Origin of the sequence: Sulfitobacter guttiformis (assembly GCF_003610455.1) — a bacterium.
GTDB classification, from domain to species: domain Bacteria; phylum Pseudomonadota; class Alphaproteobacteria; order Rhodobacterales; family Rhodobacteraceae; genus Sulfitobacter; species Sulfitobacter guttiformis.
On the sequence record NZ_RAQK01000001.1, the window covers coordinates 2,040,367 to 2,056,335 of the forward strand.

16 protein-coding genes are annotated in these 15,969 nt (G+C 56.0%); 11 read left to right on the forward strand and 5 right to left on the reverse strand.

Annotated features, from left to right (window positions below; genetic code table 11):
* Nucleotides 1-17: 17 nt before the first annotated feature.
* The 8 genes from C8N30_RS10030 to C8N30_RS10065 all read left to right on the forward strand — a co-directional run bounded on the left by C8N30_RS10030 (nucleotide 18) and on the right by C8N30_RS10065 (nucleotide 8,387).
* Nucleotides 18-1,268 (forward strand): Zn-dependent hydrolase, encoded by a 1,251-nt coding sequence (locus tag C8N30_RS10030; protein ID WP_025064373.1) that lies wholly within the window; start codon nucleotides 18-20, stop codon nucleotides 1,266-1,268.
* 81 nt (nucleotides 1,269-1,349) lie between these two features.
* Nucleotides 1,350-2,810 (forward strand): dihydropyrimidinase, encoded by a 1,461-nt coding sequence (gene hydA / locus C8N30_RS10035; protein WP_025064374.1) that lies wholly within the window; start codon nucleotides 1,350-1,352, stop codon nucleotides 2,808-2,810.
* Nucleotides 2,811-2,818: 8 nt separating this feature from the next.
* On the forward strand, nucleotides 2,819-3,151 hold the full coding sequence (locus tag C8N30_RS10040) for a hypothetical protein (protein ID WP_025064375.1): 333 nt from the start codon (nucleotides 2,819-2,821) through the stop codon (nucleotides 3,149-3,151).
* Nucleotides 3,148-3,924 (forward strand): ABC transporter ATP-binding protein, encoded by a 777-nt coding sequence (locus C8N30_RS10045; RefSeq protein ID WP_025064376.1) that lies wholly within the window; start codon nucleotides 3,148-3,150, stop codon nucleotides 3,922-3,924. Before C8N30_RS10040 ends, C8N30_RS10045 begins: the two co-directional genes overlap by 4 nt.
* A 135-nt stretch (nucleotides 3,925-4,059) precedes the next feature.
* A complete protein-coding gene (locus tag C8N30_RS10050) occupies nucleotides 4,060-4,980 on the forward strand; it encodes an ABC transporter permease (RefSeq protein WP_025064377.1) in 921 nt (306 codons plus the stop codon).
* A complete protein-coding gene (locus C8N30_RS10055; protein WP_025064378.1) occupies nucleotides 4,977-5,819 on the forward strand; it encodes an ABC transporter permease in 843 nt (280 codons plus the stop codon). The genes C8N30_RS10050 and C8N30_RS10055 overlap by 4 nt, the downstream gene beginning before the upstream one ends.
* A 56-nt stretch (nucleotides 5,820-5,875) precedes the next feature.
* Complete coding sequence (locus tag C8N30_RS10060) at nucleotides 5,876-6,871, forward strand: ABC transporter substrate-binding protein (protein ID WP_025064379.1); 996 nt, start codon at nucleotides 5,876-5,878, stop codon at nucleotides 6,869-6,871.
* Nucleotides 6,872-7,058: 187 nt separating this feature from the next.
* The gene (locus tag C8N30_RS10065; protein ID WP_025064380.1) at nucleotides 7,059-8,387 is read left to right on the forward strand and encodes an esterase-like activity of phytase family protein; all 1,329 of its coding nucleotides are present in this window, start codon (nucleotides 7,059-7,061) and stop codon (nucleotides 8,385-8,387) included.
* Nucleotides 8,388-8,443: 56 nt separating this feature from the next.
* Here the strand turns inward: C8N30_RS10065 and trhA are convergent, their stop codons facing one another.
* The 4 genes from trhA to ettA all read right to left on the reverse strand — a co-directional run bounded on the left by trhA (nucleotide 8,444) and on the right by ettA (nucleotide 12,058).
* Complete coding sequence (trhA, locus tag C8N30_RS10070) at nucleotides 8,444-9,085, reverse strand: PAQR family membrane homeostasis protein TrhA (RefSeq protein WP_025064381.1); 642 nt, start codon at nucleotides 9,083-9,085, stop codon at nucleotides 8,444-8,446.
* 155 nt (nucleotides 9,086-9,240) lie between these two features.
* Entirely contained in the window at nucleotides 9,241-9,792 is a 552-nt protein-coding gene (locus C8N30_RS10075; protein WP_025064382.1) for a L,D-transpeptidase, read from the reverse strand.
* A 146-nt stretch (nucleotides 9,793-9,938) separates the two neighbouring features.
* A complete protein-coding gene (locus tag C8N30_RS10080) occupies nucleotides 9,939-10,145 on the reverse strand; it encodes a cold-shock protein (protein ID WP_025064383.1) in 207 nt (68 codons plus the stop codon).
* Between the two features lie 257 nt (nucleotides 10,146-10,402).
* Nucleotides 10,403-12,058: an energy-dependent translational throttle protein EttA gene (ettA, locus tag C8N30_RS10085; RefSeq protein ID WP_025064384.1), complete on the reverse strand. Its 1,656-nt coding sequence runs from the start codon at nucleotides 12,056-12,058 to the stop codon at nucleotides 10,403-10,405.
* 392 nt (nucleotides 12,059-12,450) lie between these two features.
* On the opposite strand from ettA, the gene C8N30_RS10090 reads away from it, so the two are divergent.
* The 3 genes from C8N30_RS10090 to C8N30_RS10100 all read left to right on the forward strand — a co-directional run bounded on the left by C8N30_RS10090 (nucleotide 12,451) and on the right by C8N30_RS10100 (nucleotide 15,127).
* A complete protein-coding gene (locus C8N30_RS10090) occupies nucleotides 12,451-12,891 on the forward strand; it encodes a universal stress protein (RefSeq protein WP_025064385.1) in 441 nt (146 codons plus the stop codon).
* 13 nt (nucleotides 12,892-12,904) lie between these two features.
* The gene (locus tag C8N30_RS10095; protein ID WP_025064386.1) at nucleotides 12,905-14,455 is read left to right on the forward strand and encodes an alanine/glycine:cation symporter family protein; all 1,551 of its coding nucleotides are present in this window, start codon (nucleotides 12,905-12,907) and stop codon (nucleotides 14,453-14,455) included.
* A 69-nt stretch (nucleotides 14,456-14,524) separates the two neighbouring features.
* Nucleotides 14,525-15,127, forward strand: coding sequence for a nicotinate-nucleotide adenylyltransferase (locus tag C8N30_RS10100; RefSeq protein ID WP_025064387.1), 603 nt, complete (start codon nucleotides 14,525-14,527; stop codon nucleotides 15,125-15,127).
* Here C8N30_RS10100 and C8N30_RS10105 read toward each other — a convergent pair.
* Nucleotides 15,119-15,943: a DMT family transporter gene (locus C8N30_RS10105; protein ID WP_025064388.1), complete on the reverse strand. Its 825-nt coding sequence runs from the start codon at nucleotides 15,941-15,943 to the stop codon at nucleotides 15,119-15,121. The two genes, C8N30_RS10100 and C8N30_RS10105, sit on opposite strands and share 9 nt — an antisense overlap.
* Nucleotides 15,944-15,969: the final 26 nt, after the last annotated feature.

The following is a 15,969-nucleotide window of genomic DNA, read 5'->3' on the forward strand; positions in this document are numbered from 1 at the left end:
ACAGACAGGAGCAGCCGATGCCAGCCCCCGGAGAAAACCTTAAGATTAATGCAGACCGCCTCTGGGATAGCCTGATGGAAATGGCAAAGATCGGCCCCGGTGTGGCGGGCGGCAACAATCGCCAGACGCTGACGGATGCGGACGCAGAGGGGCGGGCCTTGTTCCAGAAGTGGTGTGAGGAAGCGGGATGCACGATGGGCCTTGACCAGATGGGCAACATGTTTGCTCGGCGCGAGGGCACGGACGCTGATGCGCTGCCGGTTTATGTGGGATCGCATCTGGATACGCAGCCGACAGGCGGCAAATATGATGGTGTGTTGGGCGTATTGGGCGGGCTGGAACTGTTGCGTACCCTGAACGATCTGGGGATCACGACAAAGCACCCGATTGTGGTTACGAATTTCACCAACGAGGAGGGGACACGCTACGCCCCTGCGATGCTGTCATCAGGTGTTTTTGCTGGCATTCACACCCAAGACTGGGCCTACGCAAAGAAGGATGCGGAGGGCAAATCATTCGGGGACGAGCTTGCGCGGATCGGCTGGCGCGGCGACGAGGAAGTGGGCGCGCGGAAGATGCATGCGTTCTTCGAGTTGCATATCGAGCAGGGGCCGATACTGGAGGCCGAGGGTAAGGATATTGGCGTCGTTACGCACGGTCAGGGCCTGTCATGGATACAGGTCACCGTGACGGGACGTGATGCGCATACGGGATCCACGCCAATGCCGATGCGGCGTAATGCTGGGCTTGGTATGGCGCGAATCCTTGAAAAGGTTGAGGAAATTGCGCTGAGTCATGCGCCCCATGCGGTCGGGGCGGCAGGGCATATCGATGTTTTCCCGAATTCGCGCAATGTGATCCCGGGGTGTGTGGTTTTCACGGTCGATTTCCGCTCGCCTGATCTAACAGTGATTGAGGATATGGAAGCGAGGCTGCGTGTCGAAGGGCAAGTTGTGGCCGATACGATGGGGCTGAAGATTGAATTCGAGAAGGTCGGTGGGTTTGATCCAGTTGCCTTTGACGATGGCTGTGTCACTGCGGTGCGCAATGCGGCGGAGCGGTTGGGGTACTCCCACATGAACCTGATTTCGGGCGCTGGGCATGATGCATGCTGGATTAATCGCGTGGCACCTACGGCGATGGTGATGTGCCCTTGTGTGGACGGGCTGTCGCACAATGAGGCGGAGGAAATTACCAAGGAGTGGGCCATGGCGGGGGCGGATGTGTTGCTCCATGCGGTGCTGGAGACGGCAGAAATTGTTGGGTAAGCCTTAGGTTTCAGGTTTGGACTGGGGCCGGCCTCCGGTACCGGAGAATTTAAGGCCAAGAAAGACAGACGGGAGATAGGAATGAGTAAGGTAATCAAAGGCGGCACAGTCGTCACAGCGGACCGGACGTGGAAAGCGGATATCCTGATTGAGGGCGAGAAGATCGTTCGCATTGGCGAGGATCTTAAGGGCGACGAGTATATTGATGCGGAGGGGGCTTATGTGATCCCCGGCGGGATTGATCCGCATACGCATCTTGAGATGCCGTTTATGGGGACCACCGCCGCCGAGACGTTTGAGAGCGGAACATGGGCTGCGGCCTGCGGCGGTACCACGATGATTGTGGATTTCTGCCTGCCCGGTGCTGATGGCTCGATCAAGAATGCGATCAATGAATGGCACCGGAAATCTGCGCCGCAGATTTGCAGTGATGTCGGATATCATATGGCGATTACCGGCTGGAACGAGAACGTCTTTAACGAGATGAAAGACGCCGTGGACATGGGTGTGAACTCGTTCAAACACTTCATGGCCTATAAGGGCGCGTTGATGATTGAGGACGATGAGATGTTCGCGTCCTTCAAGCGATGCCGAGAGTTGGGTGCGCTGCCGATGGTGCATGCCGAGAACGGCGATCTGGTGGCCGAGTTGCAGCAGAAGTATTTTGACGAGGGGATTACGGGGCCTGAAGGGCATGCCTATTCGCGTCCGCCGGAGTTGGAGGGCGAAGCGGCGAACCGTGCGATAACGATTGCGGATACGGCCGGTGTGCCGCTCTATATTGTGCATGTCTCTTGCGAGCAGACCCATGAGGCGATCCGCCGTGCGCGGCAAAAGGGAATGCGGGTGTATGGCGAGCCGTTGATCCAGTTTTTGACTCTCGACGAGAGCGAGTATTTCAATAAGGATTGGGACCATGCCGCGCGGCGGGTGATGTCGCCGCCGTTCAGAAGCAAGGACCATCAGGACAGTCTCTGGGCTGGTCTGCAAGCAGGATCGTTGCAGGTTGTAGCGACAGACCATGCAGCCTTCAGCACGGAGCAGAAGCGAGCGGGGCGTGATGACTTCCGGATCATTCCGAACGGGTCTAACGGTCTGGAGGAACGCTTGGCCGTGCTGTGGACGACAGGCGTTGAGACGGGGCGGTTGACGATGAATGAATTTGTCGCGGTGACCTCAACAAATGTGGCGAAGATTTTGAACATCTATCCGCGCAAGGGGGCGCTGGTTGAGGGGGCGGATGCGGACATTGTTGTGTGGGATCCAAAAATTACCAAGACGATTTCGCCAGCGAACCATCATTCTGTGCTGGATTATAACGTGTTCGAGGGGTTTGAAGTGCGCGCGCAAAGCCGCTTTACTCTGAGTCGTGGTGAAGTGATCTGGGCCTGGGGGCAGAACTCACAACCCAATCCGGGACGCGGGCGTTTTATTCCGCGGCCCGCATTTCCGAGCGCAAACGTTGCATTGAGTAAATGGAAAGAGCTGAACGCGCCGAAAATGATCAAGCGTGATCCACTGAACATTCCGGCGGGGATATAAAGCCGGACATGGAATTTCAAAAAGAAAATTCGCTTGCGCGTGTGAGTTATACGGGTGGCATATTAGGGTTGGTTGTGGGCAGCCAGTTCGCGCGGCTGGAAAAAGTAATAGCGGCGAAAAACAGGGATGGATGGAATTTGGCGGAAGTTATCCCGGAGAACCGGAACTTGATCATCTGGGTTTTCCGTATTTTGCTACTGGTGGTTACGCTCGGGCTTTGGACATTGGCAACGGGATACATTCTGGTTTTTGAACGCCAGGTTGTTCGGCGCGAGGGGGAGCAGAAGATAAATTCGACCCGAAAGGAGCCAACATTGGCCGCACGGAGGCCAGCGATATGACCGCAGTTATCAGTGCTCGGAACCTTGACCTGACATTCCAGACAAATGACGGCCCTGTTCATGCCCTCAAAGGCGTTGATCTGGATATCAATCAGGGTGATTTCGTTAGCTTCATCGGTCCCTCCGGCTGTGGCAAGACGACATTCTTGCGGGTGATGGCGGATTTGGAGCAGCCAACGGGTGGTGAGATTACGGTTAATGGGGTCTCTCCACGTGAAGCGCGTGAAGCGCGGGCTTACGGCTATGTGTTTCAGGCGGCGGGGTTGTATCCTTGGCGTACGATCGGCGGGAATATCCGGCTGCCGCTCGAAATTATGGGAGTTCCAAAGGCCGAGCAGGCCGAGCGTGTGGCGCGGGTACTTGAGCTTGTGGAGCTGAGCGGATTCGAGAACAAATTTCCGTGGCAGTTGAGCGGGGGCATGCAGCAGCGGGCAAGCATCGCGCGGGCGCTTAGTTTTGATGCTGACCTTTTGTTGATGGACGAGCCGTTTGGCGCGCTGGACGAGATTGTGCGGGACCACCTGAACGAGCAGTTATTGAAGCTTTGGGCACGGACGGAAAAGACCATCGCTTTTGTGACGCATTCGATTCCCGAAGCAGTCTATCTGAGTACGAAGATCGTGGTGATGAGTCCGCGACCGGGTCGTATATCAGATGTGATCGAGAGTACGCTGCCAAAAGAGCGGCCTTTGGAGATACGGGAAAGTCCCGAGTTTTTGGCGATTGCGCACCGTGTGCGTGAGGGGCTGCGGGCGGGACATTCGGATGATTAGTGTTGAAATAAATGACGTTCGTCGCGCGTGTGCCGCGACGCCCCGCCCGCCCTCCAGCGCAGTGCAATATGAATGGCTACTTCATGCAGCGGCTGCAAGGCTGGCTTTTAGGGGTAAAATAAAAGGTGCAGCGGCGTGAGGAATATATTGCCTGTCCTTACTGTTCTGGCAGCCGTTGTCGGGTTCTGGCTTTTGGCCGTGATCCCGATGAATATGCATCTGGTGGCGGATCAGGCACAGCGGGACGGAGCAGTGGTCGTACCTGAAACGCCAATGGAGCGGCAGGAATTTAGCGGAGCGGGATTGGCGGTGCGTAATTTGCATCTGGTGCCGCTGACCTATGATTTCCAGCGGCCAAGATTGCCCAGCCCCCAGCAGGTGATTGGTGAAATGGTGGATACTATTTTCGGGCAGAAGGTGACTTCGCGCCGCTCGCTAGTGTATCACGGCTGGGTTACGCTCGCGCCGACGTTGTTGGGGTTTGTGATCGGGACGGCGCTGGGCGTGCTGCTGGCGGTCGGAATTGTCTATAGCAGGGTGATGGATCGGTCTGTCATGCCTTGGGCAATTGTGAGCCAGACGATCCCGATTTTGGCGCTGGCGCCAATGGTTATTGTGGTTCTCGGCTCCATGGGGGTTCAGGGCTTGTTTCCAAAATCCCTGATTGCTGCCTACTTGTCGTTCTTTCCCGTTGTGGTGGGCATGGTAAAGGGCTTGCGCAGCCCCTCTGCAATGCAGCTGGATTTGTTGCGGACCTATAACGCATCGGGGGCACAGGGGTTTTGGGCACTGCGGTTGCCCGCCTCTGCGCCATATTTGTTCGCCTCGCTCAAAATTGGAATATCGGCGTCTTTGGTAGGTACGATTGTGGCGGAGCTGCCCACGGGCGCGCGGGCCGGATTTGGCGCGCGAATGCTGGTGGGCGACCAATATGGGCAGCCACTGGTGAGTTGGGCAGCATTGTTCGCAGCTGCATTGACGGCCGCAGCATTAGTGGCGCTTTTCAGCGCGGTCGAAAGGGCCACGTTGCGGCGCATGGGGATGGCTGTGGCATGATGTACGTACTGCTAGGATTGATAATCTGGGGCGCTGGATGGCTATTGAATGTGTGGCTATCGCAGGGACCAAATTCAGACGGAGTTGCGGTGCGGATTATTGTACCTGCAATTTTTGGTCTGACGATCGTCATAGTTTGGGAGATGATGGTACGCGGATTCGAAGTGAACCCTGTGATCCTGCCAGCGCCTTCGTCGGTTGCTGCACGTGTTATTCAGGAGGGTCCAATCCTGTGGGCGGATTTTCGGCAGACCGTACTAAAGGGGGCGTTGGTTGGCTATCTGGTTGGGATGGTGGGCGCCTTTGGCATTGCAGTGCTTGCTGACCGGTCGGATTTCCTCACGCGCGGAATACTACCAGTGGGGAGTTTCATGGCGGCACTGCCGATCGTTGGGACAGCGCCTATTTTGGTGAAATGGCTCGGCAGCGGTTGGGAATCCAAAGCGGCGGTGGTCGCTGTGATGGTGTTCTTTCCGATTCTTGTGAACACAGTGGCAGGATTGAAAGACACAAGCGGCATGCAACGGGATCTTATGCGGACCTATGCTGCGGGCTATTGGCCGACATTGTTCAAGCTGCGGCTGCCTGCGGCGTTGCCGTTTATGTTTAATGGCCTCAAGATCGGCACCACGCTGGCGTTGATCGGCGCAATTGTTGCCGAATTTTTCGGCTCTCCCACGGTGGGGATGGGGTTTCGGATATCTACGAGCTTCGGGCAGCTTGCGCTGGACATGGTCTGGGCCGAGATTGTTGTGGCGGCCATCGCGGGAAGCGCGTTCTATGGCCTTGTAACGCTGATCGAAAAGCGGGTGACGTTTTGGCACCCGTCGCAACGATAACAATGACCCCGACAAACGGGGCGTTTGTATTAACCAACCGACTTGGAGGTCGAAAGATGAAGAGATTTATGATCGCGGCGGCATGCACCGCAGGACTGGCGGGAACGCCTGTTTTTGCGGATGGCCATGCTAACACCGTCACACTGCAATTGCAGTGGGTCACGCAGTCCCAGTTTGCGGGCTATTATGTGGCCCAGGATAAGGGGTTTTACGAGGAAGAGGGGCTTGATGTAACGATCCTTCCAGGCGGTCCAGATATTGCACCGCCGCAGGTTCTGGCCGGTGGTGGCGCGGATGCAATGCTCAACTGGATGCCATCGGCGCTGGCTGCGCGTGAAAAGGGGCTGCCGGTGGTTAACATCGCACAGCCGTTCAAGACATCCGGCCTGATGCTGACCTGCTGGAAGGACACCGGCATTACGTCGGTGGAGGATTTCAAGGGAAAGACGATCGGTGTCTGGTTCTTCGGCAATGAATATCCGTTCCTGAGTTGGATGTCCCAAGCGGGCATTTCGACAGATGGCGGCGCAGAGGGTGTTACTGTCCTCAAGCAGGGTTTCAACGTCGATCCCCTGTTGCAACGCGAGGCGGACTGCATCTCGACGATGACCTACAATGAATATGGTCAGGTTCTGGACGCTGGTGTGAACCCTGAGGAACTGGTTACGTTCAAATACGAAGATCAGGGTGTTGCCACGTTGGAAGATGGCATCTGGGTGCTTGAGGATAACCTCAAGGACGAAGTGTTCGTCGACAAAATGACCCGCTTTGTTCGTGCGTCCATGAAGGGGTGGAAATACGCGGAAGAGAATACTGCAGAAGCAGGTGCAATCATCATCGAGAATGACGAGACCGGTGCACAGTCCGAAGAGGCGCAGGTGCGGATGATGGAAGAAGTGGCCAAGCTCACTGCGGGATCCAACGGCGCACTGGCCGAGGCGGATTTCCAGCGCACGGTGGATACGCTGCTGGCAGGTGGATCTGATCCGGTGATCTCCAAGCAGCCCGAGGGCGCATGGACAAGCGTCATCACGGATGGCGCACTGAACTAAGTATAGTCAAATTGGCATGAGGGGGCTGGCGCATAGGTGCCGGCCCCTTTTTTATGTGAAGTCAGGCCTTGAGTGACGCAGAACTGTCACGGTTACGTTGCCAAAGCTTCACCTGATCGCAAGAATGCCGTTACATAGGGGGGGCAGTATTTGCAGGCTCATGTTTGCTTTTACTGGAGAAGTCCCGATGTATCCCACGTCTTTTATCACGGCCTGCACAACCGCGCTTATGGCGCTGCCTGTTGCTGCGCAGGAGATGATGCCAGCAACCCTTGCAGGGCATGCTGTTATCCCCGCATTCTCATTTTCGGCACCGCCCGCGGATGCGCCCGCCGAAACGTGGGTTTCTGGGAAATATACCAATGGCCCTGCCGCCATCGCCGCGCCGCAATCGGTTGAGATCAACGGGCTGATGCTACCGTTTTTCGGGCAACCGCTACAGGGTTTTTCGGGCTATGCCGCGCAACGTGGCGCGGAGAATAGCCTGTATGCGCTGATTGATAACGGGTTTGGAACTAAGGCGAACAGCTCGGATGCGCTGCTTGGATTTACCCGTATTTCGCCAAACTTTGACGAGGGAACTGTCGCTGTAGAAGAGCGGATCTGGCTGCATGATCCTGACCGCCTTGCACCGTTCCGCATTGTTCACGACGGCTCCGAGACACGCTACCTGACGGGCGCGGATTTTGATCTCGAAGGGATGCAGATTGTCGGCGACACTGTCTGGATCGGGGAGGAGTTCGGCCCCTACCTAATTTCTGCCACACTGGAGGGTAAGGTTACAGGGGTCTACCCGACGATGGTAGACGGCAAGGAGTTGCGCTCACCCGATCATCCGGCACTGCGTGCGACAGCACAGGCGGGTGTGGATTGGAAGCTGCCCGGCTCCGGCGGGTACGAAGGTTTGGCCCTCACGCCGGACAAGAAAACACTTTGGGGTATGTTGGAAAAGCCGATGCTGGACGAGACGGGAGCACCGGAGGGCAATTATCTGCGGGTGCTGGCGTTTGATCCCGATGCACGTCGCTGGACTGGGGATAGTTTTAAGTTTGCGCTGACTGAAGGGGCGGTGGCGATCGGTGATTTCAACTTTATCGATGATACGCGCGCGCTGGTGATTGAGCGTGATGGCGGGCAGGGGCATGTGTCAGCAGCTTGTGCTGCAGGTGCAGCAGGGGACTGTTTCGATGCCCCCGCACTGATAAAGCGCGTGACCCTGATTGACACCGCGCAGATCGACGCCGAGGGCTTTGTGCGGCGCTTGGCGCAGATTGATTTGATGGATATTTCAGATCCTGACGGGATCAGCCGGATGGGCGACACCAGCGGGCAGGTAGAAGATGGTAAATTTGTTTTCCCGTTTGTCACTATCGAGAGTGTCCTGCGCGATGGCGAGGATCATATCCTTGTTTCAAACGACAATAACTTGCCATTTTCGGCGGGCCGGACGCTGGGCGTGCCAGACAGTAACGAGGTGATCCGCCTTTATGTTCCGGAGTTGTTGGCTGCCAAGTAAGTCGAGCTGATGTCAGGGGTGAGGGGCTGGTCTAGACCGGCCCCTTTTTCCCACTTTCAGAACAGGGCGAGCCAGATGCCTACGAACATCGCGATGCCGCCAAAGTTGACGCAGGTGTGCCAGATTGCATAGCGGTAGGGCATCTGGCGGCGTGCATAGAACGCAGTGCCGATGACATAAGCGATTGCACCTGCAACGATGCACCAAAGAGTCGCGAGGGGAACTGTTGTCATATCTGGCAATGCGCTGAGGCCAATTGCACCAAGGCCAAGGTAGGATGCGGTAGACCACCGCGATTGAACGGTTACATTTGTTATCTTGTTCCAAATCGCGATGGCTGTGAGTCCCCAGCAAACCCAGAGCAGGATGATGGTCCACGGAGTGTTTGCGAAGACAAAAAACGGGGTGAACGTGCCTGAGATGCTGGGATAGATTGCTGCATGATCAATGCGGCGCAACAACAGCCGGTGCGCGTGCCATGGCGAAAAATGATAGGCGCAAGATGCAAGATTCGAGGCTAGCGCGCACAAGACATATACGACAAGCGCTGCGATGAGAGACGGGGCGAGCATGGCTGTGCTTGCCCTTGTGAGCAAAAGCCCCCCTGCGACAAGTATCAGACACAGGCCGATCACATGAACGATCAAGTCGGCGCGCCGGTAGTGGTGATTTTGGCTCGGGTAGGTAGGTTCGATCATTGGACGCCCTGCATTTTTGTCGCTTCGAGGTATCTGCTGGGAGTGGGGCTGTCCAGAATTCCGGTACGGCAGTTTACCGAGAGACTCTTGCAGAACTGCCAATCGAAAAGGGCCAGCGAAATCACCGGCCCTTTGGATGGAAAATTTTGGAAGGTTTAGACGACAGTCACTTTTGTGCCGAGTGGGACGCGCTTGTACAGGTCTTCGACATGGGCGTTCAGCATGCGGATACATCCGTTGGAAACGGAGCGGCCGATTGATTTCGGCGCCGTGGTGCCGTGGATGCGGAAGTACGTATCCTTGCCGTTCTGGAACAGATAAAGTGCGCGCGCACCGAGCGGGTTACCGGGGCCACCGGGTTGTGCTTCGGTGTTGCCGATAAAGCGGGCGTAGGCTTTTGGATCACGCTCGATCATTTCGTTGGTCGGGCGCCATGTTGGCCACTCTTTCTTTACGTCGATCGTGGCGGAGCCGGTGAACTCAAGACCCGCTTTCCCGACGCCAACGCCATAGCGCATGGCCATGCCCGGCTCTGTCACGAAATACAGATAGTAACTGCGGGGCAGGATCAGCAGCTCGCCTACATTATAGCTTTTTTTGATGCGGACTAATTGCGGCGTGGGATCAAAAACGGCGGCCTGTGCCGAGACAAGCTGTGGCAGGGCGGATGCGGCTATAGTACTGGCAATAAACGAACGGCGGCGCATGAAATTGTCCTTATAAAAGCAAATTTGCGCTTAGTTTTAGCAAACTGAGGGAATTTTCAAGCCTAGAACAGAAAAACCGACCATCCGTTGCAGAATGGTCGGTCAAATCTTTGTGTAGAGCGGGCCGTAGCCCAAGCGTCTACGACTTATGCAAGTGCGATGTTTGTCGCGGACTCGCGGCCATCACGGCCTGCTTCGATGTCGAAGGTCACTTTCTGGTTGTCGGCAAGACCTGTGAGGCCGGCGCGCTCAACAGCAGAGATGTGTACGAATACATCGCTCTTGCCGCCATCTGGTGCGATAAAGCCGAAGCCTTTTGTTGTATTGAACCATTTTACGGTGCCAGTAGCCATTCCGTAGTCTCCTAAACTTTAGTGTCCCATCCGCGTGGTGCGATGGCGTGGCGTGGTCGGTCTGAAGTCGTCCGTGGCGCCGTGTTAGGGAGACAGTGGGTCGAAATAGATAACGTTAGCAACTTCCAAGATAGGGCCTGACAAGGATTCGATCAAGGGGTCTGCGATGATGCGCGAATATTGGCTTGTGAGAACAGAAATAGCGGGCGGTACTAAGGTCGCCCGCTATTTCAATCGGCTCAATGACCGGTATTTTTCTAGCGCACGAATTTCTTGTGCTTCAGGCGCTTAGGTTCGAGTGCGTCGGCACCCAAACGACGTTTTTTATCTTCCTCATAGTCCGAGAATGCACCCTCGAACCACTCGACGTGGGCTTCGCCCTCGAAGGCGAGGATATGCGTGCAGATACGGTCAAGGAAGAAACGGTCGTGGGAGATGACCACAGCACAGCCTGCGAAATCGACAAGAGCGTCTTCGAGCGCGCGGAGGGTCTCAACGTCGAGATCGTTTGTAGGTTCATCGAGGAGAAGTACGTTGCCGCCCGATTTCAAAAGGCGCGCCATGTGAACACGGTTCCGCTCACCGCCAGACAGCAGGCCAACCTTCTTTTGCTGGTCCCCACCTTTGAAGTTGAACGACGAGCAATAGGCCCGCGAGTTTACTTCGGCATCCCCCAGCGCGATCAGTTCGGCTCCGCCCGAAATCGCCTGCCAGACGTTGTCATCGGGATTCAGGTCATCACGCGATTGGTCAACATATGAAAGCTGGACGGTATTGCCGATTTCGACCGTGCCCGCATCTGGCGTTTCCTGACCAGTGAGCATTTTGAACAGCGTTGATTTGCCTGCGCCGTTGGGACCGATCACGCCGACAATGCCACCCGGTGGCAGGGAAAACTCGAGGTTCTCGACGAGAAGTTTGTCGCCCATCGCTTTTGTCAGGCCAGTGACATCTATCACCTTGTTGCCAAGACGCTGACCGTTGGGGATCACTATCTGGGCGTTTGCAAGTTTTTCGCGCTCGGATTGGTCGGCCATCTCATTGTAGGACTTGATACGCGCTTTTGATTTTGACTGGCGTGCTTTGGCGCCCTGACGCATCCACTCCAGCTCACGCTCAAGTGTTTTCTGGCGGGATTTATCTTCACGGGATTCTTGGGAAAGGCGCTTTGCCTTCTGCTCGAGCCAATCGGAATAGTTTCCCTCGTTGGGGATGCCGCGGCCGCGATCAAGTTCAAGAATCCAGCTGGTGATATCGTCGAGGAAGTAACGGTCGTGGGTGACGATCAGGATTGTACCTTTGTAGGCCATCAGGTGCTGTTGGAGCCAAGCGATCGTTTCTGCATCAAGGTGGTTTGTCGGCTCGTCGAGCAGCAGCATTTCAGGCTGTTCCAGCAGCAATTTGCACAAAGCTACACGGCGCAGCTCACCACCGGAGAGTTTCGAGATATCGGCATCGTCAGGCGGGCAGCGCAATGCCTCCATCGAGACATCGATCTGACTATCGAGATCCCAGAGATTCTCGGCGTCGATCTGGTCTTGCAGGGCTGCCATCTCGTCGGCAGTCTCGTCGGAATAGTTCATTGCCAGTTCGTTGTAGCGGTCGAGTACGGCTTTTTTCTTGGCAACGCCAAGCATTACATTCTCGCGCACAGAGAGCGTCTCGTCGAGCTTTGGCTCCTGTGGCAGGTAGCCAACTTTTGCACCTTCGGCGACCCATGCTTCACCGGTGAAATCCTTATCAAGGCCGGCCATGATCTTCATCAGCGTCGATTTACCCGAGCCGTTAACACCGACCACGCCGATTTTCACACCGGGCAAAAAGTTCAGGTGGATGTTTTCAAAGCATTTCTTACCGCCGGGATAGGTCTTTGATACCCCTTGCATGTGATAGACGTATTGATAGGCGGCCATGGTGCGACTCCTCGTGCGTGTCAGGATTTGCCCTGCAATATCTGGGGCGCTGCGCAATATCAACGTCCCGCTGATGCAAATGGCGGACTGTCTGTTGGCCATGACGGGTATGGCTGAGGGAAAGTAGGGAAGATTCTCTCAAAAAGGGATGGAGGAATCAGCACATCGGCTTGGTTTGAGCGGGACGTTCGATATGCGCTGTTGACTGAAGCAATTCATTTAGATTGCAAATTTTCATAATTCAGGCAGCATTACAGGGCTAGGAAAAAATTAAGGCAAATTAGTAAGAGGGAATTTGCTAGGCTGATGTCATGCCCGTGGGGCGGGAATGTCCCTGTGCCGCGGATTAACCGGATCGTTATTCAATACGATCGAGAACAGGGAAAATACCAATGTCTCAGACAACCCTCATTGTGGGGCTGGATGGATCCGAGCCGGGCAAACGCGCGCTCGCGTTTGCAACAGCCCGTGCCAAGCTGATCGGCGATTGCCGTGTTTTGCTGGTTTACGTGATCGAATGGTCGCCGTTCAGCTTTCAGACAGCAGAAGAAAATGAAAAGCGCCACGTGCGGCGTGAAGAGGAGTTAGGCCTTGCGCGGGAGCGTATTCTGGACCCTGCAATCTCATCTGCAAAGGCGGATGGCGTTGTGGTCGAGGGCATCGTGAAGCACGGTGACGTCGCCGAAATTCTCGAGAGCCTCGCCAAAAGCAATAATGCCTCGCAGATTGTTGTGGGTCGCATCGGTGAGCGCGGGATCAAGGAACGTCTGTTTGGCGGTGTGACGGGGCGTCTAGTTGCTGCATCCAGCGTGCCGATCACGATTATCCCGTAGAAAGGAAAGAGATATGAAGCACTTTTTTGCATTGGGAGCAGCCGCCACGGCGATCAGCTTGCCCACCCTCGCCGCCGCCCAAGAGGCTGTATCAATTGACCAGCGGGTGAATGATATTTTTGCCGGCTCTACCGGATGGTTCGTTAATCTGATTTTCATGAACCTACCGGGAACCAATTTTCCGTGGATTGTTTTATGGCTGGTTGTGGCCGCTTCGATCTTTACGGTCTATTTTGGGTTCGTCCAGCTTAAGGCGTTCGGCCATGCGATCAGCCTTGTAAAAGGCGACTATTCGGATCCCGATGATGCGGGTGAGGTCAGCCATTTTCAGGCGTTGACGACGGCGTTGTCCGGCACTGTAGGCCTTGGCAATATCGCGGGTGTTGCAGTGGCCATTGGTATCGGCGGGCCGGGTGCAACGTTCTGGATGATTGTTGCGGGCCTCCTTGGGATGGCGTCGAAATTTACGGAATGTACACTGGGGGTGAAATACCGCAACGAATATCCCGACGGCACCGTATCAGGCGGTCCAATGTATTATATGGTGAAAGGGTTCAAAGAGCGCAATCTGCCCGGTGGCCGTTTCCTCGCCATCGTGTTTGCGATCTTCACCATCGGTGGGGCGCTTGGTGGCGGGAACATGTTTCAGGCCAATCAGGCACATGCCCAAATCACGCAAATTACGGGTGATTTCAGCGGTCTGATCACCGGGGTGATCTTTGCTGCGGTTGTCTTCATGGTTATTGTTGGGGGAATCAAATCTATTGCCAGCGTGACAGAAAAGGTCGTGCCGTTCATGGGGGTGCTGTACGTTGTAGCGGCATTGATGATTCTTGCAGTGAACTACGACCAGATTGGCTGGGCCTTCGGCCAGATATTTGCCGGTGCGTTTACCGGCCTGGGGGTTGCGGGCGGCTTTGTCGGTGCATTGATCCAAGGGTTCAAGCGTGCCGCGTTCTCGAACGAAGCCGGTGTCGGTTCTGCGGCGATTGCACACTCTGCTGTGCGCACCAAAGAGCCTGTGACAGAAGGCGTCGTCTCCCTGCTGGAGCCATTCATCGATACTGTTGTGATCTGTACAATGACGGCACTTGTGATCACCATTTCAGGCGTATTGGTTTGGGACCCTGTTGCGGGTGCCTACCTGCTTAATGAAGCAGGGACATCAATCCTGACTGCGGATGGATCTTCGGGTGTGGCGCTGACTTCGGCGGCCTTCGCTTCCGGCTTCAGCTGGTTCCCTTATGTGCTGGCGGTTGCGGTCATCCTGTTTGCCTTCTCCACCATGATCTCGTGGTCCTATTACGGGCTCAAGGCATGGACCTACCTGTTCGGTGAGGGCAAAACGACAGAGCTGATCTTCAAGCTGATCTTCTGTTTTTTCATCATCGTGGGAGCGGCTGCACAGCTGGGTGCGGTCATCGACTTCTCCGACGCCATGATCTTTGCGATGGCGGTGGTTAACATCACGGCGCTTTATTGTCTGATGCCGATCGTCAAGCGTGAGATGAACAGCTACTTCAGCCGCTTGAAATCCGGCGAAATCGTCAAGTACAAGCACTAAGCTTTGTTGACATAAGGCGGATCTTGCCGTCCCTTCGGCCCCTGAGATACCTCGGGGGCTGTTTTCGTTTTGCGATATGATATTCCATATGCTGCCCCCGGTCAGGTGATCGGACTTTTGGGTGGCTCGTTTGATCCCGCGCACGAAGGACATGCGCACATCACGCGTGAAGCGCTCAAGCGGTTCGGACTGGACGCGGTGTGGTGGCTTGTGAGCCCCGGTAATCCGCTGAAAACGCGCGGGCCCGCGCCAATGGCGGCACGGATCGAGCAGGCCCAAGCGGTGATAAATCATCCGCAAGTTACCGTGACCGGCATCGAGGAACGCCTTGGCACACGCTATACTGCGCAGACGATTGCGGCATTGCAGGCGCTTTACCCGCGGGCGCGGTTTGTGTGGCTGATGGGCGCGGATAATCTGGCACAGTTCCACATGTGGCAGGATTGGAAGCGGATTGCCGAAACTGTGCCGATGGGCATTTTGGCCCGTCCCGGCCAGCGTATTTCTGCACGGATGAGCAGAGCGGCAACCCTGTATGCCCCCTACCGGATTTTGGGGCGCAACAGCCAGTTGCTGGCGCAGGCGCATGCACCTGCGTGGTGTTTTGTGAATGTCCCGATGAAGGATGTTTCATCCTCTGCTATTCGCGCCTCGGGGGCGTGGTCAGCGTAAGCGTGCAGAGGCAAGGCCTGCCGTCAAAATAACTGCCAGCCCCGCCCATGTCCAGATGTCCGGGAGGTCGCCAAAGACGGCCCAACCCAACCCGACTGCCGCGACCAACTGGAAGTATACCAGCGGAGCGATGCGTGTAGCAGGCACCAGCTGATAGGCGTAAAGTAGCAGCAGGTTTCCCATCATCGAGCACAATGCCGAGATCAGTGTGAGGCCCGCGATCGTGCCCGTAAAAGCGGGCAGATGAGTGACACCTAGCGGAACAAGTACCAGTGCCGCTATCAAGAGTTGGATGAATGTCATCGCCAGCGGTGTTCCAAGCGGCCCCAACCAGCGGGACATCGTAAGAAATACTCCGTAGCAGGTGCCTGCGGTCACTGCCCAAAGCACGCCCGTGCTAGCCCCCATGCCCGGACGGACGACGATGAGCACGCCTAAAAACCCAAGCACAACCAGCGCCGAGCGCAGTGGTGTCACAGGCTCGCGCAAGAAAATCACCGCCAGAACATAGCTGATCAGCGGTCCCACAAAGAACGCTGCAAAGACGGTGGCGACTTCTTCGACCCGAAGCGCGTTTTGGATGCAACTGATACCGGCAGCAAGAAAACAGGCCCGTACCCAGATGCGCCAGTTACGCAACAGCGCCCATGCGCTGCGCGGAACGAAGGGCAGAATTAGCACTGCCCCGACCAGAAAGCGGGACCATGCGACAAATATCGGCGCTGTCTGATATGTTCCGCTGAGCAATTTGCCTGCACTGTCCCCAGCAGGGATCAAGGACATAGCTAGAAACATGATAAAAACGGCGCGCTGCATAGTGATGCGCTATCACCTGCGTGTGT